The organism is Mesorhizobium sp. RSR380A, from assembly GCF_054719385.1.
This window is the reverse complement of the sequence record NZ_JBTTIB010000001.1, coordinates 3,067,496-3,093,826: the sequence shown is the minus strand read 5'-3', so window position 1 is coordinate 3,093,826 and position 26,331 is coordinate 3,067,496. Positions and strand designations below refer to the sequence as shown.

General features: G+C 64.3%; 24 protein-coding genes. 14 read left to right on the top strand and 10 right to left on the bottom strand.

The window, feature by feature from the left end; genetic code table 11:
- Position 1: 1 nt before the first annotated feature.
- From tsaE to ACYG9Z_RS15040, 6 genes are all read left to right on the top strand, one after another.
- Complete coding sequence (gene tsaE, locus ACYG9Z_RS15065) at positions 2 to 1,513, top strand: tRNA (adenosine(37)-N6)-threonylcarbamoyltransferase complex ATPase subunit type 1 TsaE (protein ID WP_023752329.1); 1,512 nt, start codon at positions 2 to 4, stop codon at positions 1,511 to 1,513.
- Between the two features lie 14 nt (positions 1,514 to 1,527).
- The gene (locus ACYG9Z_RS15060) at positions 1,528 to 2,232 is read left to right on the top strand and encodes a nucleotidyltransferase family protein (RefSeq protein WP_031197320.1); all 705 of its coding nucleotides are present in this window, start codon (positions 1,528 to 1,530) and stop codon (positions 2,230 to 2,232) included.
- Positions 2,229 to 5,366 carry a double-strand break repair protein AddB gene (gene addB, locus ACYG9Z_RS15055; protein WP_352463446.1) on the top strand — a complete coding sequence of 1,046 codons (3,138 nt, stop codon included), beginning with the start codon at positions 2,229 to 2,231 and terminating at the stop codon, positions 5,364 to 5,366. The genes ACYG9Z_RS15060 and addB overlap by 4 nt, the downstream gene beginning before the upstream one ends.
- Positions 5,363 to 8,881: a double-strand break repair helicase AddA gene (gene addA / locus ACYG9Z_RS15050; protein WP_023752330.1), complete on the top strand. Its 3,519-nt coding sequence runs from the start codon at positions 5,363 to 5,365 to the stop codon at positions 8,879 to 8,881. Before addB ends, addA begins: the two co-directional genes overlap by 4 nt.
- Positions 8,882 to 8,954: 73 nt before the next feature.
- A complete protein-coding gene (trxA, locus tag ACYG9Z_RS15045; RefSeq protein ID WP_023672297.1) occupies positions 8,955 to 9,278 on the top strand; it encodes a thioredoxin in 324 nt (107 codons plus the stop codon).
- Positions 9,279 to 9,468: 190 nt separating this feature from the next.
- Positions 9,469 to 9,750: a cupin domain-containing protein gene (locus ACYG9Z_RS15040; protein ID WP_023672296.1), complete on the top strand. Its 282-nt coding sequence runs from the start codon at positions 9,469 to 9,471 to the stop codon at positions 9,748 to 9,750.
- Positions 9,751 to 10,188: 438 nt separating this feature from the next.
- On the opposite strand, the gene ACYG9Z_RS15035 is transcribed toward ACYG9Z_RS15040, so the two are convergent.
- From ACYG9Z_RS15035 to ACYG9Z_RS15010, 6 genes are all read right to left on the bottom strand, one after another.
- Positions 10,189 to 10,608 carry a VOC family protein gene (locus ACYG9Z_RS15035; protein WP_023681395.1) on the bottom strand — a complete coding sequence of 140 codons (420 nt, stop codon included), beginning with the start codon at positions 10,606 to 10,608 and terminating at the stop codon, positions 10,189 to 10,191.
- A 26-nt stretch (positions 10,609 to 10,634) separates the two neighbouring features.
- Complete coding sequence (locus tag ACYG9Z_RS15030) at positions 10,635 to 11,960, bottom strand: bifunctional folylpolyglutamate synthase/dihydrofolate synthase (RefSeq protein WP_023672293.1); 1,326 nt, start codon at positions 11,958 to 11,960, stop codon at positions 10,635 to 10,637.
- A 62-nt stretch (positions 11,961 to 12,022) separates the two neighbouring features.
- Complete coding sequence (gene accD, locus ACYG9Z_RS15025; protein WP_023672292.1) at positions 12,023 to 12,949, bottom strand: acetyl-CoA carboxylase, carboxyltransferase subunit beta; 927 nt, start codon at positions 12,947 to 12,949, stop codon at positions 12,023 to 12,025.
- A gap of 101 nt (positions 12,950 to 13,050) precedes the next feature.
- Positions 13,051 to 13,890, bottom strand: coding sequence for a tryptophan synthase subunit alpha (trpA, locus tag ACYG9Z_RS15020; RefSeq protein WP_023752331.1), 840 nt, complete (start codon positions 13,888 to 13,890; stop codon positions 13,051 to 13,053).
- Between the two features lie 2 nt (positions 13,891 to 13,892).
- Positions 13,893 to 15,143 carry a tryptophan synthase subunit beta gene (gene trpB, locus ACYG9Z_RS15015; protein WP_023752332.1) on the bottom strand — a complete coding sequence of 417 codons (1,251 nt, stop codon included), beginning with the start codon at positions 15,141 to 15,143 and terminating at the stop codon, positions 13,893 to 13,895.
- 89 nt (positions 15,144 to 15,232) lie between these two features.
- A complete protein-coding gene (locus ACYG9Z_RS15010) occupies positions 15,233 to 15,892 on the bottom strand; it encodes a phosphoribosylanthranilate isomerase (RefSeq protein WP_023752333.1) in 660 nt (219 codons plus the stop codon).
- Between the two features lie 109 nt (positions 15,893 to 16,001).
- Between ACYG9Z_RS15010 and ACYG9Z_RS15005 the strand changes: the two genes are divergently transcribed.
- Positions 16,002 to 16,220: a hypothetical protein gene (locus tag ACYG9Z_RS15005; RefSeq protein WP_023672288.1), complete on the top strand. Its 219-nt coding sequence runs from the start codon at positions 16,002 to 16,004 to the stop codon at positions 16,218 to 16,220.
- A gap of 18 nt (positions 16,221 to 16,238) precedes the next feature.
- Here the strand turns inward: ACYG9Z_RS15005 and ACYG9Z_RS15000 are convergent, their stop codons facing one another.
- From ACYG9Z_RS15000 to ACYG9Z_RS14985, 4 genes are all read right to left on the bottom strand, one after another.
- Positions 16,239 to 16,997 carry a M48 family metallopeptidase gene (locus tag ACYG9Z_RS15000; protein ID WP_023752334.1) on the bottom strand — a complete coding sequence of 253 codons (759 nt, stop codon included), beginning with the start codon at positions 16,995 to 16,997 and terminating at the stop codon, positions 16,239 to 16,241.
- 198 nt (positions 16,998 to 17,195) lie between these two features.
- On the bottom strand, positions 17,196 to 17,681 hold the full coding sequence (locus ACYG9Z_RS14995) for a DUF2852 domain-containing protein (protein WP_023752335.1): 486 nt from the start codon (positions 17,679 to 17,681) through the stop codon (positions 17,196 to 17,198).
- Between the two features lie 117 nt (positions 17,682 to 17,798).
- A complete protein-coding gene (locus ACYG9Z_RS14990; RefSeq protein WP_023752336.1) occupies positions 17,799 to 18,941 on the bottom strand; it encodes a benzoate/H(+) symporter BenE family transporter in 1,143 nt (380 codons plus the stop codon).
- A gap of 6 nt (positions 18,942 to 18,947) precedes the next feature.
- Positions 18,948 to 19,718 (bottom strand): alpha/beta hydrolase, encoded by a 771-nt coding sequence (locus tag ACYG9Z_RS14985; RefSeq protein WP_023752337.1) that lies wholly within the window; start codon positions 19,716 to 19,718, stop codon positions 18,948 to 18,950.
- A 246-nt stretch (positions 19,719 to 19,964) separates the two neighbouring features.
- Between ACYG9Z_RS14985 and infC the strand changes: the two genes are divergently transcribed.
- The 7 genes from infC to pheT all read left to right on the top strand — a co-directional run bounded on the left by infC (position 19,965) and on the right by pheT (position 26,304).
- Positions 19,965 to 20,501, top strand: a complete 537-nt coding sequence (infC, locus tag ACYG9Z_RS14980; RefSeq protein WP_023744911.1) for a translation initiation factor IF-3 — start codon at positions 19,965 to 19,967, stop codon at positions 20,499 to 20,501.
- 132 nt (positions 20,502 to 20,633) lie between these two features.
- Positions 20,634 to 21,272, top strand: a complete 639-nt coding sequence (locus ACYG9Z_RS14975; RefSeq protein ID WP_023681388.1) for a methyltransferase family protein — start codon at positions 20,634 to 20,636, stop codon at positions 21,270 to 21,272.
- 184 nt (positions 21,273 to 21,456) lie between these two features.
- Positions 21,457 to 21,660, top strand: a complete 204-nt coding sequence (rpmI, locus tag ACYG9Z_RS14970; protein ID WP_006201248.1) for a 50S ribosomal protein L35 — start codon at positions 21,457 to 21,459, stop codon at positions 21,658 to 21,660.
- Positions 21,661 to 21,699: 39 nt separating this feature from the next.
- Complete coding sequence (gene rplT / locus ACYG9Z_RS14965) at positions 21,700 to 22,101, top strand: 50S ribosomal protein L20 (RefSeq protein WP_023672281.1); 402 nt, start codon at positions 21,700 to 21,702, stop codon at positions 22,099 to 22,101.
- 296 nt (positions 22,102 to 22,397) lie between these two features.
- Positions 22,398 to 23,450: a phenylalanine--tRNA ligase subunit alpha gene (gene pheS, locus ACYG9Z_RS14960; protein WP_032891898.1), complete on the top strand. Its 1,053-nt coding sequence runs from the start codon at positions 22,398 to 22,400 to the stop codon at positions 23,448 to 23,450.
- Positions 23,447 to 23,893: a GFA family protein gene (locus ACYG9Z_RS14955; RefSeq protein WP_023681387.1), complete on the top strand. Its 447-nt coding sequence runs from the start codon at positions 23,447 to 23,449 to the stop codon at positions 23,891 to 23,893. Before pheS ends, ACYG9Z_RS14955 begins: the two co-directional genes overlap by 4 nt.
- Before the next feature lie 2 nt (positions 23,894 to 23,895).
- On the top strand, positions 23,896 to 26,304 hold the full coding sequence (gene pheT / locus ACYG9Z_RS14950; protein WP_023681386.1) for a phenylalanine--tRNA ligase subunit beta: 2,409 nt from the start codon (positions 23,896 to 23,898) through the stop codon (positions 26,302 to 26,304).
- Positions 26,305 to 26,331: the final 27 nt, after the last annotated feature.

Genomic DNA, 26,331 nt, shown 5'->3' with positions numbered 1-26,331 from the left:
GATGACTGTTGTTGTGCTGGAGCGTTTTCTCGCAGACGAGGCTGCGACCGCAAGGCTCGGCGAAGACCTGGCCATGGCGCTGCGGCCGGGCGACGTGCTGGCGCTCAAGGGCGATCTCGGCGCCGGCAAGTCGACGCTGGCGCGGGCCCTGATCAGGGCGCTGGCCGATGATGCCGGCCTCGATGTGCCGAGCCCTACCTTCACCTTGGTGCAAAGCTACGACACGCGCATCCCCGTGCACCATTTCGATCTCTATCGCCTGTCCTCGGCCGGCGAGATGGACGAGCTGGGTTTCGACGAGGCGCTGCTGCAGGGCGCTGCCCTTGTCGAGTGGCCGGAACGGGCGGAGGCCGCTCTTCCGAGAACGTCGATCTGGATCGAACTCGTCCATCAGGACGAAGGACGATTGGCGAAACTATCGGGCCAAGGCGTTGCCTTCGAACGCGTGGCGCGATCGCTGGCGATGCGCGATTTCCTCAAAACGGCCGGTTGGGGCGACGCCGCGCGGCGCCATTTCGTCGGCGACGCCTCGGCGCGCTCTTACGAGATTGTTTCGCTCGCCGGCCTTGCGCCGCGCGTGCTGATGAATTCGCCAAGGCTGGTGCTGGGGCCGCCGGTGCGCGACGGCAAGCCCTATGCCGTGATCGCCCACACGGCGCAGTCGGTCACCGCTTTCGTCGCCATCGACAAGGCGCTGCTGGCGCAAGGTGTCAGTGTCCCAAAAATCCATGCCGAGGATCTCGAACGGGGCTTTCTGCTGCTGGAGCATCTGGGCTCGGAAGGTTTTCTCGACGACAATGATGAGCCGGTGGCCGAGCGCTACGCGGCAGCGGCCGAATTGCTGGCGATGATGCATGGGAAGACCTGGCCGCAGCGCATGGAGGCCTTGCCGGGCGTCTTCCACGAGGTGCCGCCCTTCGATCGCGCCGCCATGCTGATCGAAGCCGATCTCTTGGTCGATTGGTATGTGCCGATGGTGACCGGCAGCCCGGCAAGCGAGGCTTTACGCGCCGGCTATCACAGGGAATGGAACGCGGTTCTCGATCGGCTGGACACACAGGAATACACGCTGATGCTGCGCGACTTCCATTCGCCCAACATCATCTGGCGCGGTGACCGCAAAGGCCACGACCGGCTGGGCATCGTCGATGTCCAGGACGCGCTGATGGGTCCGGCGGCCTATGACGTTGCGTCGCTGGCCATGGATGCCCGCGTCACCGTTTCGCCCGATATCGAGCAGCGGACCGTGGACGCCTATGTCGCTGCGCGCCACGCCGCCGGCGGCTTCGATGAGGACGCCTTCCGCGCGGCCTATGCGATCATGGCGGCGCAGCGCAATTCGAAGATCCTCGGCATTTTCGTGCGGCTCGAAAAGCGCGACGGCAAGCCCTATTATCTCCGACACCTGCCGCGCATCCGCGATTATCTCAGGCGGGCGCTGGCGCACCCGGCGCTGGCTCAGTTGAAGGAGTTTTACATGGCACATGGCCTGCTGGAGGAACGGCTCCCGTGACCTTGACCACAGCGATGGTGCTGGCGGCTGGTCTTGGCAAGCGCATGCGGCCGATCACCGACACCATGCCGAAGCCGCTGGTGCGGATCGCCGGCAGGACCTTGCTCGACTGGGGGCTGGACAGTCTCGAAGCGGCCGGCGTCGAGAAAGCCATCGTCAACGTGCACTATCTGCCGGACCAGATCGTCGCCCATATCGCCCACAGGCGGGCGCCAAAGATCGTCATTTCCGACGAGCGCGACGCACTGCTGAATTCGGCGGGTGGCATCGTCAAGGCATTGCCGCTGCTGGGCAGCGACCCCTTCTACATCATCAACGCCGATACGTTCTGGATCGACAGCGGCCAGCCCAGCCTCGAGCGCCTTGCCCTTGCATGGGACGGCGCGAAAATGGATATTCTGCTGATGCTTACCGATCTCGACTCGGCCACCGGACACGGTGTCGGCACGGATTTCCTGATGGCGCCGGATGGCGGCCTGCGGCGCTCGAAAGGCGATCCGGCCGGGTTGATCTATGCCGGAGCGGCAATCGTCAATCCCGCCATCTTCAGGGATGCGCCGGCCGGGGCGCATTCGCTCAACACCTATTTCGACAAGGCAATCGCCTCTGGCCGTCTGTTCGGCATGCAGATGCGCGGAAGCTGGATCACCGTCGGCACTCCCGACGCCATTCCGCAGGCGGAAGCGGCCGCCGCCGAAGCTCTCGCGAAGGTGGTATGAGCGGCGCGCGCCGCGTTCTTTCGATCCCGCCCGGAGCGCCATTCCTGCCGACTCTGGCCGAGGCCTTGCTGGCCGGACGGCTGGTGCCCGGCTTCCGGTTCGACGGCGATCCGCTGGCGCTGGCTGATGTCACCATCTATGTGCCGACACGGCGCGCGGCCCGTGCGCTGCGCGGCGCCTTTGTCGACGCGCTTTCGGGACCGGGAGGGAGCCGCCGTTCGGCGATCCTGCCGGTCATCCGCCCGCTCGGAGAGTTCGACCAGGACGAAGCCGCCTTCGACGCCGGCACGCCGACCGAGCTTGAAATGGCGCCGCCGATCGCAGCCATCGAACGCCTGCTGCTGCTGGCGCCGCTGGTGCAGGCCTGGAAGCGCACCCTGCCGGCGCATGTCCTTGATATGTTCAACGAAGAGATTGTCGTGCCGGCCTCCGCCGCCGATGCGATCTGGCTGGCGCGCGACCTCGCCCGGCTCATGGACGAAATCGAAACCGAAGGCACGGACTGGACCAGGCTTGCCGATCTGGTCACCGGCAATCTTGCCGGTTGGTGGCTGGTGACGCTCGATTTCCTCCGTATCGTCACCGAGGCCTGGCCGAAATTGCTGGAGGAGCGCGACCGCTCCAACCCGGCCGCGCACCGCAATGCGCTGATCCGGCGCGAGGCGAAGCGGCTGGAACGCAACCCGCCCAAAGGCCCGGTGATCGCCGCCGGCTCGACGGGCTCTATTCCGGCCACGGCTGAACTGCTTGCCACGGTCGCCAGCCTGCCTAACGGCGCCGTGGTGCTGCCCGGGCTCGATGGGATGCTGGACGAACCGTCTTTTGCCGCGATTGCGGCGCCCGGTGCGCGGCCGGCACTGCTCGGCCACCCACAATACGGCATGGCCAAGCTGATCGGCAAGGTTGGCGTGCTGCGTGGCGATGTCGAGGAAGTGGTCGCCGCCGAGCCCGCACTGGTGCTCCGCGCGGCCCTTGTCGGCGAGGCGCTGCGTCCGGCCGAGACCACGGAACTATGGGCCGAGACCCGCATACGCTTCAACGCCCTGGATATCGCCGAGGCCTTCGCCGATGTGACGCTGGTCGAAGCCGCCAGCGAACGCGACGAGGCGGCGGCGATCGCCATCGCGCTGAAAACCGCCGTGGAACAGCCGGGGCACAGGGCAGCGCTCGTTACCGGCGACCGCGGGCTGGCGCGGCGCGTCTCGGCCGAGCTGTTGCGCTTCGGTGTGATCGCTGACGATTCCGGCGGCACGCCGCTCGCCAACACGCCTGCCGCCAGCCTGCTGCGGCTCACACTTCAAGCGGTATTCCGGCCCGGCGATCCCGTCGGCCTTTTGTCGCTGCTCAAGCATCCGCTGCTCGGGCTCGGACTTGAGCGCACCGGCGTGCGCCATGCCGCCGAGCTCATCGAACTCGTGGCGCTGCGCGGCGGCACCGGACGCCCCGACATCGCCGCCTTGCCAGCACTGTTCGAGGAGCGTCTCGCCGGGCTGAGCGGGGACAAGCGCCAGCCCTTCTGGTTTTCGCGCCTGAGCGTGCGCGGCATCGACGATGCCCGCGATATGCTGAGCCGGCTTGTGACGGCACTGGCGCCGCTGACCGCCTTTCGCGGTGAAGAGAATGCCGATCTTGTCGCGTTGACCAGAGCGAGCGTCGCCGCGCTGGAAAATCTCGGCCGCACGGCGGAGCGCAGCCTGGCTGAATTTTATGCCGGCGACGCCGGCGAGAAACTCGCCGAGCTGCTGCGCGGTGTGGTCGCTGCCTCGGCCTCGTTCGACTTCCCGGCCGACGAATGGCCTGATGTGATGGACGCGCTGGTAGCACCGGAAACGGTCAAGCCCGGGCAAGGCACCGACCGCAACATCGCCATTTGGGGGGCGCTGGAAGCGCGGCTGCAGAATGTCGACACGCTGGTCATTGGCGGGCTGAACGAGGGCGTGTGGCCACGCAAGCCGGAAAGCGATCGCTTCATGTCGCGGTTGATGAAGACCGGCATCGATCTCGAGCCGCCGGAGCGCCGTATCGGCCTTGCCGCCCACGACTTCCAGATGGCGATGGGGGCGAAAAAGGTGGTGCTGACGCGCTCCGCCCGAGCCGGCGACGCACCGGCGGTGCCGTCGCGCTGGCTGCAGCGCATCCTCACCTTCATCGGCAAGGATCCGGCGGCCGCATTGCGCGGGCGCGGCGACGAATTGCTTGCCTGGGCGCGCGCGCTCGATGCCGGCGAGCGGCAGCATTTCGCGCCGCGACCGCAGCCGAAACCGCCGCTGAGCATGCGGCCCACCCACTTCTCGGTGACCGAGATCGAGACGCTGCGCCGCGACCCCTATGCGGTCTATGCCAAGCGTATTCTGAGCCTTCTGCCGCTCGAGCCGGTGATCCGCGATCCCGGTGCGGCCGAGCGCGGCACGCTGTTTCATGACATCCTGCATCTGTTCTCGACAGAGGTGGCGGATCCCCGCGCGCCCGAAGCTCTGGAACGCCTCATCGCTGCCGGCCGGACCTGCTTCGCCGACATTGCCCTACCCGCCGATGTCGAGGCGGTGTGGTGGCCGCGCTTCGAAAAGCTCGCCGCCAACATCATCGAATGGGAGCGCGGCCGCGCCCCTGCCGTCGCCCGGCGGCATGCCGAGGAGCGCGCCGAAAAGACGGCTGTCGGCCGTACCGGTGTGACGCTGTCCGGCTATGCCGACCGCGTCGACCTTTTGGCCGGTGGCATGGCCGACATTCTCGATTACAAGACCGGCTCCTCGCCGTCCAAGGCGCAGGCGCACACGCTGCTGGCGCCACAGCTGGCGCTCGAAGGGGCGCTGCTCCGGCGCGGCGCCTTCAAGGGGCTTGGCGCGCGCGAACCCTCGCAGCTTGCATTCGTGCGGCTGAAGCCGAATGGCGAAGTGTTCGAGGAATCCATCCTCGACTACAACCGCCAGCCCCGGACCGCAGAAGACCTCGCCGAAGAGGCCTGGGCGCGGCTGGAAAAACTGCTCATTCACTATGCCGATCCGGCGACCGGCTATCTGTCGCGGGCGCTGCCGTTTCGCGAAGGCGAGAGCGATGGCGACTACGACCACCTGGCGCGCGTGCTCGAATGGTCGGCCGGCGGCGACAGCGATGACGAGGCGGGGGAGGCATGAAGAAAGCCTATCCCATTCCCGGCGAAACCGCCGCCAGCCAGACGCGCGCTTCCGACCCGAAGAACTCGGCCTGGGTGTCGGCCAATGCCGGATCCGGCAAGACGCATGTGCTGGCCCAGCGCGTCATCCGGCTGTTGCTCAACGGCACCGATCCGTCGAAGATCCTGTGCCTGACCTATACGCGGGCGGCCGCCGCCAACATGTCGAACCGCGTGTTCTCGACCCTGTCGGAATGGACGGCGCTCGGCGATGCCGAGCTTGCCACAAAGATTGAGGCGGTGGACGGCCGCCGACCCGACCGCGACACGATGCGGCGGGCGCGCCGGCTGTTTGCCGAAGCGCTGGAAACGCCGGGCGGGCTGAAGATCCAGACCATCCACGCCTTCTGCGAATCGGTGCTGCACCAGTTTCCGCTGGAGGCCAACATCCCGGCGCATTTCGAAATGCTCGATCCGCAGATGGAGGCCTCGCTGTTTGCTGGCGCCCGCCGGGACATGATTTCGGGCACGTCAGCCGGAGACACCGGACTGGCCGAGGCCTTTGCCACCGTGCTGGAGCGCGGCGGCGAACACGGACTCGATGCGCTGCTCGCCGAAATCGTGCGCAAGCGCGACGGCTTACGCGGCTTCATCGGTGCGGTCCGGCGCGACGGCGGCGGCTTTCAGGCCCTGTTCGACGAATTCCATTTTCGCCCCGGGCGGAGCGCCGAAGACATAGCGGCATCGGTATGGCCGCTGCCGGGTTTCCTGCCGGACTTCTTTGCAGTGTTCGCCAGTGCCGCCGAGGCCGCCGACGCCCGCACCGTGCTCAACAATCTCTTGCCCTATGCCCGGTTGGCCTTTGCCGAGACGGACCCGACCCGCCGGCTGCAGATGCTCGGCAAAGCCTTTCTCAAGGCCGATGGCGACCCCTATGATCCCTCAAAGTTGTTCAAGAAGGCGCTGCTCGGCCGGCTGCCCGACCTTCCCGAGCGCTATCTGGCGGCCGTCAAGTCGATAACAGACGTCTCCGACCGGCTGGCGCTGTTCCGGATGCTGGAAGGCACGGTCGCGGCGTTGACCATAGCCGACTGGCTGATCGTGCGGTACGAGCGCCTGAAGCGCAGCCGCGGCTTTCTCGATTTCAACGACCTCATCACCCGCACCGTCAACCTTCTGGCGCGGCCCGATGCCGGCCCCTGGGTGCAGTACAAGCTCGACCAGGGCATCGACCACATCCTGCTCGACGAGGCGCAGGACACCAGCCCCGACCAATGGGAGGTGGTGAAGCGGCTGGCGGAGGAGTTCTTTGCCGGCCACGGCCAGCGCGGCACGGCCAATCGCACGGTGTTTGCCGTCGGCGACGAAAAGCAGTCGATCTATTCCTTCCAGGGTGCCGCACCGGATTCCTTTGCCGACAGCCGGCTCTTGTTTTCCGGACGCGTGAACGCAGCCAATGCTTCGTTTGCCGACCTGAAACTGACCTGGTCGTTCCGTTCGACCGACGACGTGCTTGCCGCAGTCGACCGCGTCTTTGCCGATCCGGGCGTGCGGCGCGGCATCAGCCACGACCCCGATCCGCTCGACCACAAGGCGATCCGCAACGACGCGCCTGGCTATGTCGAGGTCTGGCCGTCGCTCGGCGCTGACGCCGTCGAGGAGCCCGACGACTGGACGTTGCCGGTCAATCATGCCAGCGCGCCGGCTGTGCGGGTGGCCGAGCACGTGGCTGCGACCATCCAGACCTGGCTCAAGGACCGCGAGATCATCGAGGGCAAGGGACGCAGGCTGAGGGCCGGCGACATTCTTGTGCTGGTGCGCAAGCGCGACCGCTTCGTCCATGCGCTGTCGCGCGCGCTGAAGGACCGCGATATTCCCGTCGCCGGCGCCGACCGGCTGAGCCTGCCCGGCCACATCGCGGTCAAGGACCTGATCGCACTCGGCCATTTCCTCATCCAGCCGCAGGATGACCTGTCGCTCGCCGCCGTGCTGCGCAGCCCGGTTTTCGACGTGTCGGAGGAGACGCTTTTTACGCTTGGCGCCGGACGGCCAGCCGGAACATCGCTGATCGCCTCATTACGCCAGCATGCTGGCGACAATACCGCGCTGACCGATGTCGTTGCCCGGCTCGACGGCTGGGCCAACGAGGCGGCGTTCCGGCCGGTGTTCGAATTCTACGCCGGGGTGCTGGCGCGCGACGGCCTGCGCAAGAAGATGATCGCCCGGCTTGGACCGGAAGCCGGCGATATTCTCGACGAGTTCCTGAGTTTCTGTCTGGCCGAAGAACGCACCGGCTTGCCGGGGCTGGAGGCTTTCCTGGCGACGCTGGAAAACACCGGCCCGGAGATCAAGCGCGAGATGGACCAGACGCGCGACGAGGTCCGCGTCATGACCGTGCATGCCGCCAAGGGCCTGGAAGCGCCTGTTGTCTTCCTGGTCGATGGCGGTTCGGCGCCGTTCAGCGACCAGCATCTGCCGCGGCTCATGCCGTTCGACGCTTCGGGCCGCAATTTCGACGGCAAGGGCTATCTCTGGCGCTCGGCCGCCGATGTCGCCAACGGCTTCTCCAAGGCGGCCTCGGCCAGGGCGCGGGAGCTTGCCGACGACGAATACCGGCGGCTGCTCTATGTCGGCATGACGCGCGCCGAGGACCGGCTGATCGTCTGCGGCTATCACGGCAAGCGTCAGCCCAGCACCGGCACCTGGCATTCGATTGTCAGCCGCGCGCTGCTTGCCGCGCCGGAAAGCACGGAGCGCCGCCACCCCGCCAGCAGCGAGCCGGTGCACCGTTTCGTCATGACCAAGCTTCCGCCGGTGGCGCAAGCGGCAGCCGACGAGTCGCGGCTGCCGCAACAGGTGCCGCCGCTGCCGGTGGGCTTGTTCCGGCCCTTGCCGCCTTATGAGGAGCTGCCGCGCCCGCTGTCGCCTTCCGGCGCGTCGGCGCTGATCGACGAGGCCAAGGAAGCTGTTGTCGATACCCGCTCGCCGGTGCTGGACAGCGAGGCGGAGCCGGGCTTTGCGGTGATGCGCGGGCTGGCGCTGCACAAGCTGCTGCAGATGCTGCCCGGTTTTGCCGAAGACGAACGGCAAGGCGCGGCGGCGCAGTATCTCATTCGAGCCGGCGCCGACTGGCCGGAGGCCGAGCGCAACAAGGCGCTGGCTTCGGTGATGGCGATCCTCAGAGATTCGCGTTTTGCCGGGCTGTTTTCGCCGTCGTCCCGCGCCGAAGTTGCTGTGATGGGCAGCCTTGAGGTCAAGGGCAGGCTGCGCTCGATCTCCGGCAAGATCGACCGGCTGGCGGTGACGCCCGGGCGCGTATCGATCGTCGACTACAAGACCAACCGGCCGGCGCCCGCAGGCCTGGCCCAGGTGCCGCCGGCCTATATCCTGCAGCTGGCGCTCTACCGCGCGCTGCTCCAGCCGCTTTACCCCGGCCGCGCGGTGACGGCAGCACTGCTGTTCACCGAGGCACCGAGGCTTATCGAACTGCCGGTGCAAGCGATGGATGACGCCCTTGCCCGACTCACGGGAGCGTGACACAAGTTCTGCTTGAAGAAGGGCTGCTGAACCACCACATTTGGTGCGAGATAAATTTCGAAAGGATTTTCGTATGGCCACCGTCAAGGTCGACAAGAGCAATTTCCAGGCCGATGTGCTCAACGCCTCGCAGCCCGTCGTCGTGGATTTCTGGGCCGAATGGTGCGGCCCCTGCAAGATGATCGGTCCGTCGCTGGAAGAGATCGCCAACGAACTCGGCGACAAGATCAAGATCGCCAAGCTGAACATCGACGAGAACCCCGAGCTTGCCGCCCAATTCGGCGTGCGCTCGATCCCGACGCTGATGATCTTCAAGGGCGGCGAAGTCGCCGACATGAAGGTCGGCGCCGCGCCGAAGACCGCGCTGTCGCACTGGATCAATGGCAGCCTCGCCTGATCTGGCTTTGTTTTGATGCATGTCGTCCTCCCAAAACCGGGACCACTTTTGGGCGACCTGCATTAGTTCCCGAGATCGAAGCCCGGCCCTCGCGCCGGGCTTTTTCTTTGGCGTCATCGCCCGGCCGCCTCTGGCCCTCGCATCGGCGCACTCCATGTCATCTGCTTGAGGCAGGACAGGGAGAAACAGAATGACCGGATCCGCCAAGGCCACCGTCTTCATCGACAATGAGCGCGTCATCGTCACCGAATACCGCTTCCAGCCCGGCGACAACACCGGCTGGCACCGGCATCGCCATGACTACGTCGTGGTGCCGCTGATGGACGGCAAGGTGAAGCTGGTGACCAAGGACGGCGAGAGTTTTGCTGAAATGAAGAAGGGCGCGCCCTACTTCCGCAAGGAAGGCGTCGAGCACGACGTCATCAGCGCCAATGACGGCGAATACGCCTTCATCGAGATCGAGCTGAAATAGGCCTCAGACTGGTGCCGCGGCCGCCGATGTCTATTTAGTTTGAGCCACGGTTTTTTTGGCCTGCCTAGGCTTGCCGGGCTTCCGTCCGGTCGCGGGCTTCAGGACCTGCCCATATCCCTCTATAGCGCCCGTATACACACGATAGAGAAACGTCTCTCGGCTTACGAAATACGCGACACTGGGCTGGCCGGATGCATCATTGGGGCGCGTCGGTCTGTGGGCCACTCGAACAATTGGGTGCGGTGGCTCGATGGCTCCCGGTAACATCACATGATCGCCGACCCGCGGAGCATATTCAAATATCAGCTCCTCCGGCTGGTCGTTGTCGACGGTAACAAGACACTTCACAACCATTCGAGCTTGCCTCCATGCTTGGCCAAGCATATCGGGGCTTCTGCCCGAGGGGCAACCGCCCGATAGATTCCCCGGGCCAAAATACTACCAGTCGGCGATGCGGTCGCCTCCGGTAAATTGCGCGCTTTTTGCGGTGTATTCGAACAGCTCGATCTTCACGCCGTTGGGGTCGCGGATCCAGGCCTGAAAAGTGTCGTCGCAGGCGTGCTTCTTGGCGGTGACGTCGATGCCCTTCGATTTGATATGGGCGATCGCCGCGTCGAGATCTTCGACTTCCAGGCAGAAATGGTTGATCTGGTTCTGCTCGCTGTATGCAGTGCCGTCCTTCTGGAACACCTCGACATGGCTGCGGCCGCCGCAATTGAGGTAGAAGCCGAAGACCTTGTCGTCGCGCAGGAAATTGAACTGCGTGTCGAGGCCAAGCACGTCGCGGTAGAAGCTTCGCGTCGCCTCCAGATCATGCGCGAAGATGCAGACATGGGCGAGTTGCTTGACCTTGATCATGATGGGCTCCTCGCAGTGAAATGGCTTCAGGTTGGCGGCGTGCCGTTTTCGGCCAGCACCGCGCCGGCGAGATATAACGACCCCCCGATCAGGATGCGTGGCGCCGGCCCGTCCCAGGTGTCGCGCAGCAGCATCAGCGCACTGGCGACGGAACTGACCGGTTCGGCCGTGAGGCCGGCTTCGGTCGCCCGCACCGCCAGCTCGTCATTCGGCACGCCGGCATCGCTCATGCTCACCGGCACGGTGTAGACGTGCCGAGCCAGGCCCTTGAAGGCGTGGAAGTAGCCGCTCTGGTCCTTGGTGTTGATCATGCCGGAGATCAGAAACAGCGGCCGCGGGTTCTTTTCCTCCTGCTCGGCCAGCGCCTCGGCAATGACCATGCCGGCGCCCGGATTGTGGCCGCCGTCGAGCCAGATGTCGGCGCCCTTGGGCGCCAGCTCCATCAGCCGGCCCTGTACCAGTTTCTGCATGCGGCCCGGCCATGCGACGCTCGCCATCGCCTTCTCAGTGGCGCGATGACTGATTTCGAAACCGGTGGCCTTGACGGCGGCAATCGCTGCCGCCGCATTGGCGAACTGGTGGCGCCCGGGCAGGCGCGGTGGCGGCAGGTCCATCAGCCCGTCCTCATCCTGATAGACCATGCGGCCGTTTTCCTCGAAGGCGAGAAAATCCTGGCCGTAGACGAAGGTCGGGCAATCCAGCCGCTCGGCGGTTTCGATCAGCACTTGCAGCGCCGTCTCGCTCTCCTGCGCGCCGATGACCACCGGGCAGCCGCGCTTCATGATGCCGGCCTTTTCGGCGGCGATCAGTTCGACCCGGTCGCCGAGATAGGCTTCGTGATCCATCGACACCGGCATGATCACCGACACCGCCGGCCGGGCAACGACATTGGTGGCGTCGAAGCGGCCGCCAAGGCCGACCTCGATGATGGCGGCGGCAGCCGGATGCTCGGAAAACAGGATGAAGGTGACGGCGGTTAGGATTTCGAAGACGGTGATCTTCTGGCCGGCATTGGCCCGGGCGACGCGGGCGATGGCCTCGGCGAAGGTCTCGTCGTCGACCAGCCGGCCGCCGCCCTCGGCCGCCAGCCGGTAGCGCTCGGCCCAGTTCACCAGATGCGGCGAAGTGTGGACATGGACAAGGTGGCCGCCGGCTTCGAGCAGCGCGCGCGAAAAGGCCGCGCACGAGCCCTTACCGTTGGTGCCGGCGATATGGATGACCGGCGGCAGCCGCTCCTGCGGATTGCCGAGGCGTTCGAGCAGCCTTGTGATGCGGTCGAGCGAAAGGTCGAAGCCTTTCGGATGCAGCGCCATCAGGGCTTCGATTTCACGATCTGCGGCAAGCGTTGTCATGAGCGAATCCTACGCATGCGCGCAGGTGCACGCAATCGCGGTTTGCGGCCAGAAATGTCGCGTCAGGCTTGCGGGCGGGCTTCCGTCGGGATGACCGACGGCGGCAGGATTTCCGGCTCCAGCGGCTTTTGCTCCTGCGGCAGTTTGAGCAGGATTTTCAACAGCCGTGAAATCGTCTCGCGCAGTTCCAGCCGCGACACCACCATATCGACCATGCCGTGCTCCATCAGATATTCGGAGCGCTGGAAACCGTCCGGCAGTTTCTCCCGGATGGTCTGCTCGATGACGCGCGGGCCGGCAAAGCCGATCAGCGCGCCGGGCTCGGCAATGTGGACGTCTCCCAGCATGGCGTAGGAGGCGGTAACGCCGCCGGTGGTCGGGTTGGTCAAGACGACGATGTATGGCAGGCCGGCTTCCTTCAGCCGGTCGACGCCGATCGTGGTGCGCGGTAACTGCATCAGGGACAGAATGCCTTCCTGCATGCGCGCGCCACCGGAGGCGGCAAACAGGATCAGCGGCCGCTTGCGCTGCAAGGCGACCTCGAAACCGTGCACAATGGCGTCACCCGCGGCCATGCCGAGCGAGCCGCCCATGAAGGCGAAATCCTGCACCGTCACCACAACCGGCAGGCCTTTGACCGTGCCCAGCGCGTTGATGATGGCGTCTTCCAGGCCGGTCTTGGCCTTGGCGTCCTTCAGCCGGTCCGTGTAGCGCTTCTCGTCGCGGAACTTGAGCGGGTCCTGCATGACCTTGGGGTTCTCAAGCTGCTCGTATTTGCCGTCGTCGAGGAAGAATTTCAGCCGTTCCTTGGCCGAAATCTTCATGTGATGGCCCGATGACGGGATGACGAACTGGTTGGATTCCAGGTCCTTGTGAAACACCATCTCGCCGGTCTCGGGATCCTTGATCCAGAGATTCTCGGGCATGTCGGTGCGCCGGCCGAGCATCGAATTGATCCTCGGGCGAACGTAATTGGTGATCCAGTTCATCGCTTCGGCTCCTGTCCTGACGAAGAGTTGGCTCGTGCATGTCGCCCAAAAGTGGGAACCGGTTTTGGGATAACGACTTGCACAAGGCCTAAGTAGGGAAACTATTCGGCAGCAGCAAGGCGGGCCGAACGCACGCCCTGAGACAGTCCGCTGACCAGGGTGGCGACGGCCTCGGCCGGGTCGGCGGTCTTCTCGCCCTTCGGTCCCAACACATTGGCGACCGCGTTGACGATCGCGGTGCCGACGACGACGCCATCGGCATTGGCGCCGATAATGCGCGCCTGCTCGGCGGTCTTGACGCCGAAGCCGACGCAGACTGGCAAGTTGGTGTGGCCCTGGATGCGCTTGACCGCGGCGGCAACCTTGCCGGTGTCGGCCAAAGCCGAGCCGGTGATGCCGGTCATCGACACGTAATAGACGAAGCCCGACGTATTCTGCAGCACCTTGGGCAGGCGCTTGTCGTCGGTGGTCGGCGTCGCCAGGCGGATGAAGTTGATGCCGGCCTTCAGCGCCGGAATGCAGAGTTCTTCGTCCATCTCCGGTGGCAGGTCGACGACGATCAGCCCGTCAATGCCGCTGGCGATGGCGTCCTTGAGGAAGCGATCGACACCGTAGATGTAGATCGGGTTGTAGTAGCCCATCAGCACGATCGGCGTTTCATTGTCGGTGGCGCGGAAATCAGCCGCCGTCTTCAGCGTCTTGACCAGGGTCTGGCCACCTTTCAGCGCCCGCAGGCCAGCGGCCTGGATCGCCGGTCCATCGGCCATCGGATCGGAAAACGGCATGCCCATTTCAATGATGTCGGCGCCGGCCTTGGGCAGCGCCTTCATGATCGACAAAGCGGTGTCATAGTCGGGGTCGCCGCTCATGAAATAGGTGACGAGCGCCGGGCGGCCCTCGGCTTTCAGTTTTGCCATGCGGCGGTCGATGCGGGTCACCATGATCAGATCTCCATGCCCAGCATCGAGGCCACCGTGTGCACGTCCTTGTCGCCACGTCCCGACAGGTTGACGATGACGATCTGGTCCTTGTCCATATCCGGCACGATCTTGACCGCATGCGCGATGGCGTGCGCGGATTCCAGCGCCGGGATGATGCCTTCGACGCGTGTCGTCAGCTTGAAGGCTTCCAGCGCCTCGTCGTCGAGGATCGGCACGTATTCGACGCGGCCGGAATCGCGCAGCCAGGAATGTTCGGGGCCGACGCCGGGATAGTCGAGGCCGGCTGAGATCGAATGGCCGTCGAGGATCTGGCCGTCGGCGTTCTGCAAGAGATAGGTGCGGTTGCCGTGCAGCACGCCGGGCGCGCCGGCATTCATCGAGGCGCAATGCTCGATGCCGTCAAGGCCGCGGCCGCCGGCTTCGATGCCGATGATGCGGACTTCTTTGTCATCCAGGAACGGATGGAACAGGCCGATGGCGTTCGAGCCGCCGCCGACAGCGGCGATGATGGTGTCGGGTAGCCGGCCTTCCTGTTCGAGGATCTGGGCGCGCGCCTCGATGCCGATCACCGACTGGAAGTCGCGCACCAGCTCCGGATAGGGATGCGGACCTGCGGCGGTGCCGATCAGATAATAAGTGTCCTCGACATTGGTGACCCAGTCGCGCAACGCTTCGTTCATGGCGTCCTTCAGCGTGCCGTGACCGGCGGTCACCGGCCGCACTTCGGCGCCGAGCAGCTTCATGCGGAAGACGTTGGGGCTTTGGCGGGCGACATCGGTGGCGCCCATATAAACGACGCAGGGAAAGCCGAAGCGCGCCGCGACCGTGGCCGCGGCAACGCCGTGCTGACCAGCGCCCGTCTCGGCGATGATGCGCTTCTTGCCCATGCGCTTGGCCAGCAGGATCTGGCCGAGGCAGTTGTTGATCTTGTGCGAACCGGTGTGGTTCAAATCCTCGCGCTTGAAGTAAACTTTGGCGCCGCCCCCGAGGCCCTTCGCCAAGGAAACCTCACGAAGATGGTTGGTCAGGCCTTCGGCGAAATAGAGCTTTGACGGCCGCCCGGCATAGTGGGTCGACAGATTGGTCAGCTCAGCCTTGAAGTCCGGATCGTTCTTGACCTCGTTCCAGTGCCGCTCCAGGTCGAGGATCAGCGGCATCAGCGTCTCGGCGACGAACCGGCCGCCGAAGATGCCGAACATGCCCTGTTCGTCGGGTCCGGTGCGGAAGGAATTGGGTGTCGCCGGCTTGTTCATCGCCGATCTCCTGGTCTTGGTTCTGAGCATGTCTTATCGGAAAACCGGTTCCCACTTTTCCGGAACATGCTCGGGTTCGAAAGAAGTGCTCAGGCAGCGCGGTCGTCGCGCGCGGCCCTGACGGCCCGGAAAAACTGCTCGATCAGCGCCGGATCCTTGACGCCCGGGCCGCTTTCCACCCCCGACGAAATGTCTATCGCGGGCGGATTGGCGGATCTCAGGGCATCGCCGATATTGGCGGCGTTGAGCCCACCGGAAAGCATGTAATCGAGCCCGGCGTCAAGGCCGGCCAAGATGCGCCAGTCAAAGGCGACGCCATTGCCACCCGGAAGTTGCGAGCCCTTTGGCGGCTTGGCATCGAACATGAAGCGATCGGCAACGCCGATGAACGGCTGTAGCCGCTCGAGATCGCCAGCCTCACTGACGGAGAACACCTTCATGACAGGCAAGCCGTAGCGGGCTTTCACCTCGGCCACCCGCTCGGGCGTCTCCGTGCCGTGCAGTTGCAGCATGTCGGGTCGCATCTTTTCGACGATCTCGTCCAGGAAGGCGTCATCGGCATCGACCGTCACGGCAACCGCCAGGGCCTTGCCGATTGCCGCCTGGCGCAGGCGGCCGGCTGCCGCAGGCTCGACATAGCGCGGGCTCCTGGCAAAGAAGATGAAGCCGACATGGCTGGCGCCGCCGGCCAATGCCGCGGTCGTTGCATCATCGGTCTTCAATCCGCAGATCTTGATATCGAGCGCCATGGCGCGGGGATTGGCACGAAACCGGCCAAGAGTCGAGAAAAAGCATGCTGTTTGCCGGCAACGCCAAAGGCGCTACCTATTGATGGGAGAAGCAAGGCGGAGCAGACGAATGGCCGACCAGAGCATAGCCGAACTCAGGCAGAAGATCGCGCAAGCGCGCGACGTCATCGCGCATCTGATGCAAAAGGCCGCCTTCGACGGGGCAGAAGCGCACCGGGTCCTGGATTATTTCGGCAGCGATGCGTTCGAGCAGAATTTCCTGCCATGGCCGCGCCATGGCGACGAAGGGCTGCGGCCTGAAGAGCTTAATGCGGCCAATGATGATTGAGCGCGGCGCTGGCGCAGGCTAATCGAACACAATCGCCTGCAATGCCCCACCATTCCGCTTCAGCCAGTCCTTGCAGCGGTCGGTGTCGGGGCAGAGCTGCTCGCACAGTTTCCAGAATTTCTGGCCGTGGTTCATCTCCTTGAGATGCGCCACTTCATGCGCGACCAAGTAGTTTATCACCGGCGTCGGCGCCATCATGATGCGCCATGAGAAGGACAAATTGCCGTCGGAAGTGCAGGAGCCCCAGCGGCTCGACGTGTCCTTGAAGCGGATCGCCTTGGCGCGCTTGCCGATGGCCTCGGTATGCTTGACCACCAGCTTCTCGATGTCCTTCTTGGCCTCGCGCTTGAGGAAATCGGCGATGCGGCGCGGCAAATGTATGCGCTCGCCATGGACGATCAGCAGCGGACCGCGCTCGTCGCGCGACACGGTGACGGTGCCGCGTTTCGACGGTTCGTGGACGATGCGATGCGCGACGCCGCGTATCGGGATCTTGATGCCGGGGCGCACTTGCGGCCGTGTCGGTACCTTGGCCAGACGCTGCTCCAGCCAGCCTTGGTGGCGGTGAAGGAATTTCTCCACCTCGCCGCGGCGCAGGCCCGGCGGCACGGTGATGCGCAGCCCCTGGCCGCCCGAATCGATGCGCAGCGTCAGCCGCCGTGCGCGGGCGCTCTCGACGATCCTGAGCGGCAGTGTGCGGCCGGCAACGACGTGCTCTCGCTCTTCGACAGGCGAGGGTTTTGGTTTGGTCAGGTTGCGGAAAAAGCCGAAGGACATGGCTGAACGATACGCGATTCGAGGAAAACGACCAGAACAAAAAAGAAACGGCGCCGCTCGCGCGACGCCGTCCATCATGCCAAGACCTGTCTTACAGCGCCGCGCGTCTCTGACGCGCACAGGACGCTGTAGCACTCTAATTTGGCGCATGAACCTTTCCGAAAATCGGTTCCGATTTTCGGGGTCATGCGCGCAGCCTCAGTCGTCAAGCAGGTTCGGGCCCTTGCGCTTGGGGGTCGCGGGCTTGGCCGTTTCGGCCGAGCCTGTTTTCGCAGGCGCCGTCGACTTGTTGCGGTTGGCCATGAAGCGGTCGAACTCGTCCTGGTCCTTGGCGCGGCACAATTCGCGGGCGTACTCATCGAACTCGCTCAGCATCTCGTCGAGCTTGCGACGCTCTTCGGCGAGGCGTTCGAGTTCCTTCTCGCGCCAGTCGTCGAAAGCGACATTGCCGGTGCGGGCCGAACCGTGGCCCCAGCGCGCGGCCTTGTCGGAACCGCGGCGGCAGCCGGCGAAGATGCCGTCCGTGGCGCGGTTGACGTCGCGCTTGAAGCCGTCAAGCCGGTCGCCCCAGATGATGTAGGCGAGCATGGCGAAGCCAAGCGGCCAGAACACCATGAAGCCGATCACCATCAACGCGATGGTCGCCGGCGTCCAGGCCGGGCGGATCAATGCGGATGTGTTCATTTTCTCCCATTCCTTCGGTTGGAGACAGCCAAGAGCGGCTGCGTGGATTCGAAATGGGATGAGAAAAACGGCGATTCAAGACAACGCCCGCCAAAACCGGACAACAGCCTGAAATGATTATCGCTTTTTGAGCGCTTCGAGGAAAAGCACAAGGAGGCCGGCGACCAGGCCCCAGAAGGCGGCGCCAACGCCGAACAAAGTCAGCCCCGACGCGGTGACAACGAAGGTGACCGTGGCGGCCATGCGCTGGTCCTCGTCCTTGAGCGCGATCGCCAGCGCGTTGGCCAGCGACCCCATCAACGCCAGGCCGGCCACCAGCACGATCAGGCTTTGCGGCAGCACTGCGAAGATCGCCACCAGCGAGGCGCCGAAAACCGCGAAGATCAGATAGGCAAGTGCATAGAAGGGTCCGGTCTTCCAGCGCTCGGCCGGGTCGGGATGGACGTCCGGCCCGGTGCAGATCGCCGCAGAGATCGCGGCCAGATTGGTGGTCGAGCCGCCAAACGGCGCCGACAGCAGCGAGAACAGGCCGGTGACGCCGATCAGCGGGCCGGGTTCGGGGTGATAGCCGGCGGCGCGCAAGACGGCGAGACCCGACAGGTTCTGCGACGCCATGGTGACGAGGTAGAGCGGCAGCGCCAGGCCGATGACAGCTGCGGCGCTGAAATGCGGAGCAATCAGCGTCAGCGTCGACAGTTCCGGCGCCGGCAGTCCGCCGACGCGGCCTGTCAGGAAGGCGGCGATGCCGCCGCCGATCAGCACCGCCAGCACCGACAGCGCCGGGTTGAACAGGCGAATGACGAAGAAGGCCGCGATCAGCGGCAGGATCAGCCAGGGGTCGACCGGAATGGTCTTGACGGCATTGAGCGCGAAGGTGACGACGATGCCGGCCAGCATGCCGGACGCGACCGACGTCGGTATCCTTGATATCAGCTGGGTCAGCGGCTTGAACAGGCCGGTGGCGATCAACATCAAGCTGGTGACGATGAAGGCGCCGACCGCATCAGCCATGGTAAACCCGCTCGATGCCGCCATCAGCGCCAGGCCCGGTGTCGACCAGGCGGTGATGATGGGTATTTTCGTGCGCCAGGACAGCCACAAGCATTCGATCGCCATCGCCACGCACACTGCCGTCACCCAGCTCGCGGTTTCGGCTTGCGTGGCGCCAACCGCCTTGGCGGCGGCAATGACGACGGCCAGCGTGCCGCCGAAGCCGACGATTGCCGCGACAAAGGCGGATATCGGGACGGAAATGCGCATTCTCGCCTACCCCGCCCGCTGAACCATGTCGCCCACCGCCCTCAGCAGCATGTCGAGATCTTGCGGCCGCGACAGGCGGTGGTCGCCGTCGGGAATGAGCGACAAGGTGACGTCGTCGGCCGGCAGCAGCGAGACCAGCTTCAGCGCATGGCTTGCCGGCACATCGGCATCGGCCAAGCCCTGCAGGATGTGGACGGGGCAATGGGTATCGATCGGCCCGATCATGACCCGGTTCGCTCTGCCGTCCTCGATCAGCGCGCTTGTGTAGATGTAAGGCTCGGCGGAATAGTCCGAAGGTTCTTCGAAAAAGCCTTTCTCCCGAAGTTCGCGCCTCTGTGCCTCCGTCAGAGCCGGCTCGACCAGCTCGGCGGTGAAATCCGGCGCCGGCGCGAGCAGCACCAGGCCAACCACATTGCTGTCGCCCGCCTTGCGCAGCTCCTGCACCATGCGCAGCGCGATCCAGGCGCCCATCGACGAGCCGACCAGGATTTGCTTGCCCTCGGTGAAATGCCGGAAGGCGGCGAGGCTCTCGCCAAGCCATTTCGAGATAGTACCGTCGGCAAAGGCGCCGCCGGATTCGCCATGGCCGGAATAGTCGTGGCGCAGATATGCGCGGCCTTCCCTGGCCGCCCAATCCGACAGCGTTTGCGCCTTCGTGCCCAGCATGTCGGATTTGTAGCCGCCGAGCCAGACGACGCCGGGCGTTGCGCCCGAGGAATGGCGAACCGCGATATCGATGCCGTCGACATCCAGCAGGGTTGGGGTGGTCGCGTTCATGGCTGTGGATCAATCCTGGTTCTGGGGGCCTGATTGTGGGAGCCTGATTTTACTCGCCGGTCTTTTGACACAGGCACAGGCGAGGCGGAAAGTGCTCGCGACATCCTTTGTTTGGTGCAGGCCTGCGATCAGGGTGATTTTCTGTCAGCGCTGTGCTATTGACTCCGCCCGCGCGCTCACCACATTGGCGCGTCCTGAACATTCTAGATTGAAACCCTGAACGAAACGGCCAAGGAGACCACGACCATTCGCAGACCTTTCAAAGCAGCGGCGCCCACCAAGGATGGCCCGCGCTCAAACCGTGATATCCGGGTTCCCCGGGTCCAACTGATCGACGCCGATGGCCAGAACCGCGGCGATATTTCCATCAACGACGCATTGCTGCTCGCCGAAGAGGCAGGGCTCGATCTGGTCGAGATCTCGCCCAATGCGGTGCCGCCTGTCGTCAAAATTCTCGATCTCGGCAAATTGAAATACGCCAACCAGAAGAAGGCGGCCGAGGCGCGCAAGAACCAGAAGGTCATCGAGATCAAGGAGATCAAGATGCGCCCGAACATCGACAGCCATGACTACGAAACCAAGATGAAGGCCGTGCGGCGCTTCTTCGAGGAAGGTGACAAGGTCAAGCTGACGCTGCGCTTCCGCGGCCGCGAGATGGCGCATATGGAACTCGGCATGCAGCTCCTGAACAAGGTGCGCGAGGAGACGGCTACCATCGCCAAGGTCGAAGCCGAGCCGAAGCTGGAAGGCCGCCAGATGATGATGGTGCTGGCCCCGCGCTAGATCAGTTCGGGCGTTGCGCTCTAAATCCGCCTGAATCCTGTCTCATGGCGTCCCGGCGATCGGCGGGACGCCGATTCTCCTGTCCAGACGCCGCGATCGCCGGCAAAGCTTCTCGACGATCGGATTCCCGACATGGCCAATGAAATCAACCCTGCGCCCATCAAGGAGCTGGGCGGCTACCAGCACATGCGCCGGATGGTGCTTGCGGTGCTGGTGGTGGTGCTGTTTGCGGCACTGCTGTTCGGCCAGTCGACCTTCCCGCCCGATACCCCGGTGCATGAAACGATCGAGATGGTCGGCGTGCTGCTGATCTTCCTTGGCGTCGTCGGCCGCTTGTGGTCGACACTCTATATCGGGGGGCGCAAATCCTCCGAAGTGGTCACCGGCGGACCCTATTCGATCACCCGCAATCCTCTCTACGTGTTCTCGACCGTTGCCGCCGCCGGCGTCGGGGCGCAGATCGGCTCGTTCTCCGGCATCGTCCTGTTTGCGCTTTTGTGCGCCGGCGCCTTCCACATCGTCATCCTGCGCGAGGAACGGTATCTCAAGGAGGTTCTCGGCGCGCCCTACACAGCCTATCTGGCGCGGGTGCCGCGTTTCTTCCCCCAGCTGTCGCTCTACCAGGAAGGCGACACCGGCAGCTTCAAGCCGCGCCTCTTGCTGACCACCTTGCTCGACGGGCTGGTGTTTCTGGTGGCGTTGCCGGTGTTCGAGACCATCGATGGTGCCCAGCAATCGGGCATTCTGCCGGTGCTGTTTAGGCTGCCCTGATCGCGGAGAGAGCGTCGCAGCCGCTCGGGTGTTGCGCGCCAGCCCGCTTTGACGTATAGGACCGCCGTTCCAAGAAAACCGCCCGGCAGGGCATGCCGTGGCGGTTTCATTTGCTTTTCGGGCTTTTGGTCCGCCCGAAGCGAACAAGAAGCGCGATTGTGCGCCACCAATACGGAGTAGCAAAATGCCCAAGATGAAGACCAAATCGGCCGCCAAGAAGCGGTTCAAGATCACAGGTACGGGTAAAGTCCTGTCGGCTGCGGCCGGCAAGCGTCACGGCATGATCAAGCGTTCCAACAAGTTCATTCGAAATGCCCGCGGCACGATGGTTCTGGCTGAACCGGATGGCAAGAAGGTCATCAAGAATTTTCTGCCGAACGGCCTCTGAGCATTCGGTTTCAGGAACAGCGTTTAAGGAGATCATGACATGGCACGCGTAAAAAGAGGCGTCACCTCGCACGCCAAGCACAAGAAGGTCCTGAAAGCCGCGAAAGGCTTCTACGGCCGCCGCAAGAACACCATTCGCATCGCCAAGCAGGCGGTCGAAAAGTCGATGCAGTATGCGTATCGCGACCGCAAGAACCGCAAGCGCTCGTTCCGCGCGCTGTGGATCCAGCGCATCAACGCCGCGACGCACGAGCATGGCCTGACCTATGGCCGCTTCATCGACGGCCTCAACAAGTCCGGTATCGAGATCGATCGCAAGATCCTGTCCGACATGGCCATCCATGAACCGCAGGCGTTCGCCGCACTCGTGGCCAAGGCCAAGGTCGCGCTCGAATATCTGAAGAACACCACCCCGAATGCTTTTGAAAGCGCTGTCGCCTAGAGCATGATGCCAAAAAGTTGCTGACTTTTTGGACAACATCATGCTCAGGGAAATTTAGCGAGGAGCGCGATCTTTCCGAAAAGTCTGCAACTTTTCGGGATCGGCCTCCGAGCCCAGCGCTTCCCAGCATTCGCAATTCTGATTGGGGAACCCGCGCTGGCACGGCTGGCGCGGGTTTTTCTTATGGCTGAACTTTCAACTTGAAAGTGACTTTCACCTCAAAGTTGACTCCCAACACAGCGAGTTTGACCGTGAACGACATAGCTACCGGCTTGGATACTCTCGAAAACTCCCTGATGGCCGACGTCGCGTCGGCCGCCGATGAGGCTGCTATCGAAGCCGTGCGCGTCGCGGCTCTCGGCAAAAAGGGGTCGATCTCGGAATTGCTGAAGACACTGGGCGCGATGAGCGCCGAGGAGCGCCAGGTCAAGGGCCCCGCGATCAACGGCCTGAAGAACCGCGTCACCGAAGCGCTGACGACACGCAAGGCCGAGCTGAAGGATGTGGCGGTCACGGCGCGCCTTGCCGCCGAGACGGTCGACGTGACGCTGCCGGTGCGGCAATCGCCGGCCGAGCGCGGCCGCATCCATCCGATCAGCCAGGTCATCGACGAGATCGCGGCGATCTTCGGCGATCTCGGCTTTGCCATCGCAGAAGGTCCCGATGTCGAGAGCGACTATTACAATTTCACCGCGCTGAATTTCCCCGAAGGGCATCCGGCGCGCGAGATGCACGATACCTTCTTTTTCCAGCCGGACGAAAAGGGCGAGCGCAAGCTGTTGCGCACGCACACCTCGCCGGTACAGATCCGCACCATGGAGAAGCAGAAGCCGCCGATCCGCATCGTCATTCCCGGCAAGACCTACCGGCAGGATTCCGACGCTACCCACTCGCCGATGTTCCATCAGGTCGAGGGGCTGGTGATCGACAAATCGGCCAATGTCGCCAACATGAAGTGGGTGCTGGAAGAATTCTGCAAGGCTTTCTTCGAGGTGCCGCAGGTCAAGATGCGCTTCCGGCCGTCGTTCTTCCCGTTCACCGAGCCAAGCCTCGAGGTCGACATCCAATGCGACCGCTCGCGGCCCGGCGAAGTGCGCTTCGGCGAAGGCTCCGACTGGATGGAGATCCTCGGCTGCGGCATGGTCCACCCCAATGTGCTGCGCGCCGGCGGGCTCGATCCCGACGAATATCAGGGCTTTGCCTGGGGCATGGGAATCGACCGCATCGCCATGCTGAAATACGGCATGCCGGACCTGCGCGCCTTCTTCGACGCCGATGTCCGCTGGCTGTCGCATTACGGTTTCCGGCCGCTCGACATGCCGACGCTGTTCGGAGGTCTTTCCGCATGACGGCGCCGCACGCCGGTGGCTGCCGCTGCGGCGCGGTACGGTTCGAGGCCTCGGTCGAACCGCACCATGTCAGCTATTGCCATTGCGGCGATTGCCGGCGCGCCAGCGGCGCGCCGGTGTCGGCCTTTGTCGGCTTCCTTACCGAGCAGGTGGCTTTCACCGGCAAGGCACTGAAGATGTACGAGAACGGCCCGGTTACACGCTCGTTCTGCGGCATTTGCGGCTCGCCTATCGCCTATGTCGACGAGCGGCTGGAAGACCACATCTATTTCATGCTGGGCGCCATGGACATGCCGGCTTATTTCCGGCCGACGCACCATGCCTATGTGCGCGAGCAGCTGCCCTTCGTGCATATGCCCGACGACTTGCCGCGCCATTTGAAGACAAGCGTGCCCAGACCCGATGGACAAGGTCCGGGCGGGTACAGACAAAACGGAACATAGTGATGAAACTCACCCTTTCCTGGCTCAAGGATCATCTCGACACCGACGCCACGCTCGACGAGATCGTCGAGAGGCTGACCTCGATCGGCCTCGAAGTCGAGCATGTCGACGACAAGGCCGGCCTGAAGCCGTTCGTCATCGCCAAGGTGCTGACGGCGGTGCAGCATCCCGACGCCGACCGGCTGCGGGTGCTGACCGTCGACACCGGCAATGGCGCAGCCCCTGTCCAGGTGGTGTGCGGTGCGCCGAATGCCCGCGCCGGCCTGATCGGCGCCTTCGCCGCGCCCGGCGCCTATGTGCCCGGTATCGACGTGACGCTGACCGTCGGCAAGATCCGCGGCGTCGAGAGCCATGGCATGATGTGTTCCGAGCGCGAGCTGGAGCTGTCGGATGAGCACAATGGCATTATCGACCTGCCGGCCGATGCGCCTGTCGGCACCAGCTTCGCGGCTTACGCGCATCTCGACGATCCGGTGATCGAGATCAATCTGACGCCGAACCGGCCGGATGCGACCAGCATTTACGGCGTCGCCCGGGACCTGGCGGCAAGCGGGCTTGGCCGGCTCAAGACCGCGCCGGTCGAAGCGGTCCCTGGCAAAGGTGAAACGCCGGTCAAGGTGACCATCGAGGCGCCGGAGCTCTGCCCCGGTTTCGCGCTGCGCCTGGTGAAAGGCGTGAAGAACGGGCCGTCGCCGAAATGGCTGCAGCAAAGGCTGATCGCCATCGGCTTGCGCCCGATCAGCGCGCTGGTCGACATCACCAACTACGTCACCTTCGACCGTGGCCGGCCGCTGCATGTGTTCGATGCCAAGAAGGTCGCCGGCAATCTCGTCGTGCGCCGCGCACGCGACGACGAGAAGGTGCTGGCGCTTGACGGGCGCGAATACACGCTGACGCCGCAGATGTGCGTGATCGCCGACGACAATGGCGTCGAATCGATCGCCGGTGTCATGGGCGGCGAGCATTCCGGCTGCGACGAGAACACCACGGACGTGCTGATCGAATCCGCTCTTTGGGATCCGATCACCACGGCCCGCACTGGCCGTACGCTCGGCATCATCACCGATGCCCGTTACCGTTTCGAGCGTGGCGTCGACCCAGAATTCATGGTGCCCGGCGTCGAGCTGGCGACAAAGCTTGTGCTGGAGTTCTGCGGCGGCGAGCCGACGGAAACCGAGGTCGTTGGCTATGCCGGCTACAAGCCTAAGATCGTTTCCTTCCCGATCTCGGAAGTAAAGCGGCTGACCGGCACCGAAGTGCCAAAGGCGGAAAGCCTCGACATCCTTTCGCGCCTCGGCTTCGAGCCGCAGGGCTCGGACGACATCGTCGATGTGGCGGTGCCGTCCTGGCGGCCCGATGTCGATGGCAAAGCCGACCTGGTCGAGGAAGTCATGCGCATTCACGGCGTCGACAACATCGCGCCGCAGCCGCTCGGCGCTCATGAAGCGGTCAATTCCAAGATCCTGACGACGCTGCAGGTGCGCACCCGCATTGCTAAGCGCTCGCTCGCCGTGCGGGGCATGCTGGAGGTTCTCACCTGGTCGTTCATCCCGGCCAAACACGCCGAACTGTTCGGCGGCGGCCAGACGGCGCTGAAGCTCGCCAATCCGATTGCAGCCGACATGTCCGATATGCGGCCCTCGCTGTTGCCCGGCCTGATCGTCGCCGCGCAGCGCAATGCCGACAAGGGCATCGGCGATGTCGCGCTGTTCGAGGTCTCCGGTACCTATGAGGGCGACGGCCCCGACCAGCAGCGGCGCGTTGCGGCCGGTGTGCGCCGCGGCACCGCCAAGCTCGACGGCTCCGGCCGCAGTTGGGCCGGCAATTCCGGTCCGGTCGGCGTATTCGACGCCAAGGCCGACGCGATTGCAGCGCTGGAAGCCTGCGGCGCCCCGGTCGACAGGCTGCAGATCGAGCCAGGCGGTCCGGCCTGGTACCATCCCGGCCGCTCCGGCACGATCAAGCTCGGCCCGAAGACCGTGCTCGGCACGTTCGGCGAATTCCACCCCAAGACGCTGGAGGGGTTGGACGTTTCCGGACCGATCTGCGGTTTCGAGGTCTATATCGACGCCGTGCCGGAACCGAAGGCCAAGCCGACGAAAACCAAGCCGAAGCTCGAGCTGTCCGCCTTCCATGCGGTGAAGCGCGACTTTGCTTTCGTCGTCGACAAGGCGGTCGAGGCCGGTACGCTGGTGCGCGCGGCGCTCGCTGCCGACAAGAAGCTGGTCACCGGCGTTTCGGTGTTTGACGTGTTCGAGGGGGCATCTCTCGGGGCCGCCAAGAAGTCGATTGCCATCGAAGTGTCTATCCAGCCGGTTGAAAAGACGCTCACCGACGAGGATTTCGAGGCGCTGGCCAAGCGCATCGTCGACAATGTCGGCAAGCAAACGGGCGGCATGCTGAGAACGTAGAGCGGCTAACGCCCGCCCTACATATTT

Coding starts and splice junctions, on each gene's coding strand:
- rpmI (WP_006201248.1), top strand. CDS start 21,457: ATGCCCAAGATGAAGACCAAATCGGCCGCCAAGAAGCGGTTCAAGATC.
- addA (WP_023752330.1), top strand. CDS start 5,363: ATGAAGAAAGCCTATCCCATTCCCGGCGAAACCGCCGCCAGCCAGACG.
- ACYG9Z_RS15040 (WP_023672296.1), top strand. CDS start 9,469: ATGACCGGATCCGCCAAGGCCACCGTCTTCATCGACAATGAGCGCGTC.
- rplT (WP_023672281.1), top strand. CDS start 21,700: ATGGCACGCGTAAAAAGAGGCGTCACCTCGCACGCCAAGCACAAGAAG.
- pheS (WP_032891898.1), top strand. CDS start 22,398: ATGGCCGACGTCGCGTCGGCCGCCGATGAGGCTGCTATCGAAGCCGTG.
- addB (WP_352463446.1), top strand. CDS start 2,229: ATGAGCGGCGCGCGCCGCGTTCTTTCGATCCCGCCCGGAGCGCCATTC.
- tsaE (WP_023752329.1), top strand. CDS start 2: ATGACTGTTGTTGTGCTGGAGCGTTTTCTCGCAGACGAGGCTGCGACC.
- trpA (WP_023752331.1), bottom strand. CDS start 13,890: ATGGTGACCCGCATCGACCGCCGCATGGCAAAACTGAAAGCCGAGGGC.
- ACYG9Z_RS15000 (WP_023752334.1), bottom strand. CDS start 16,997: ATGTCCTTCGGCTTTTTCCGCAACCTGACCAAACCAAAACCCTCGCCT.
- ACYG9Z_RS14990 (WP_023752336.1), bottom strand. CDS start 18,941: ATGCGCATTTCCGTCCCGATATCCGCCTTTGTCGCGGCAATCGTCGGC.
- trpB (WP_023752332.1), bottom strand. CDS start 15,143: ATGAACAAGCCGGCGACACCCAATTCCTTCCGCACCGGACCCGACGAA.
- ACYG9Z_RS14955 (WP_023681387.1), top strand. CDS start 23,447: ATGACGGCGCCGCACGCCGGTGGCTGCCGCTGCGGCGCGGTACGGTTC.
- accD (WP_023672292.1), bottom strand. CDS start 12,949: ATGAACTGGATCACCAATTACGTTCGCCCGAGGATCAATTCGATGCTC.
- pheT (WP_023681386.1), top strand. CDS start 23,896: ATGAAACTCACCCTTTCCTGGCTCAAGGATCATCTCGACACCGACGCC.
- trxA (WP_023672297.1), top strand. CDS start 8,955: ATGGCCACCGTCAAGGTCGACAAGAGCAATTTCCAGGCCGATGTGCTC.
- ACYG9Z_RS14975 (WP_023681388.1), top strand. CDS start 20,634: ATGGCCAATGAAATCAACCCTGCGCCCATCAAGGAGCTGGGCGGCTAC.
- ACYG9Z_RS15035 (WP_023681395.1), bottom strand. CDS start 10,608: ATGATCAAGGTCAAGCAACTCGCCCATGTCTGCATCTTCGCGCATGAT.
- ACYG9Z_RS15030 (WP_023672293.1), bottom strand. CDS start 11,960: ATGACAACGCTTGCCGCAGATCGTGAAATCGAAGCCCTGATGGCGCTG.
- ACYG9Z_RS14995 (WP_023752335.1), bottom strand. CDS start 17,681: ATGAACACATCCGCATTGATCCGCCCGGCCTGGACGCCGGCGACCATC.
- ACYG9Z_RS15005 (WP_023672288.1), top strand. CDS start 16,002: ATGGCCGACCAGAGCATAGCCGAACTCAGGCAGAAGATCGCGCAAGCG.
- ACYG9Z_RS15010 (WP_023752333.1), bottom strand. CDS start 15,892: ATGGCGCTCGATATCAAGATCTGCGGATTGAAGACCGATGATGCAACG.
- ACYG9Z_RS14985 (WP_023752337.1), bottom strand. CDS start 19,718: ATGAACGCGACCACCCCAACCCTGCTGGATGTCGACGGCATCGATATC.
- ACYG9Z_RS15060 (WP_031197320.1), top strand. CDS start 1,528: ATGGTGCTGGCGGCTGGTCTTGGCAAGCGCATGCGGCCGATCACCGAC.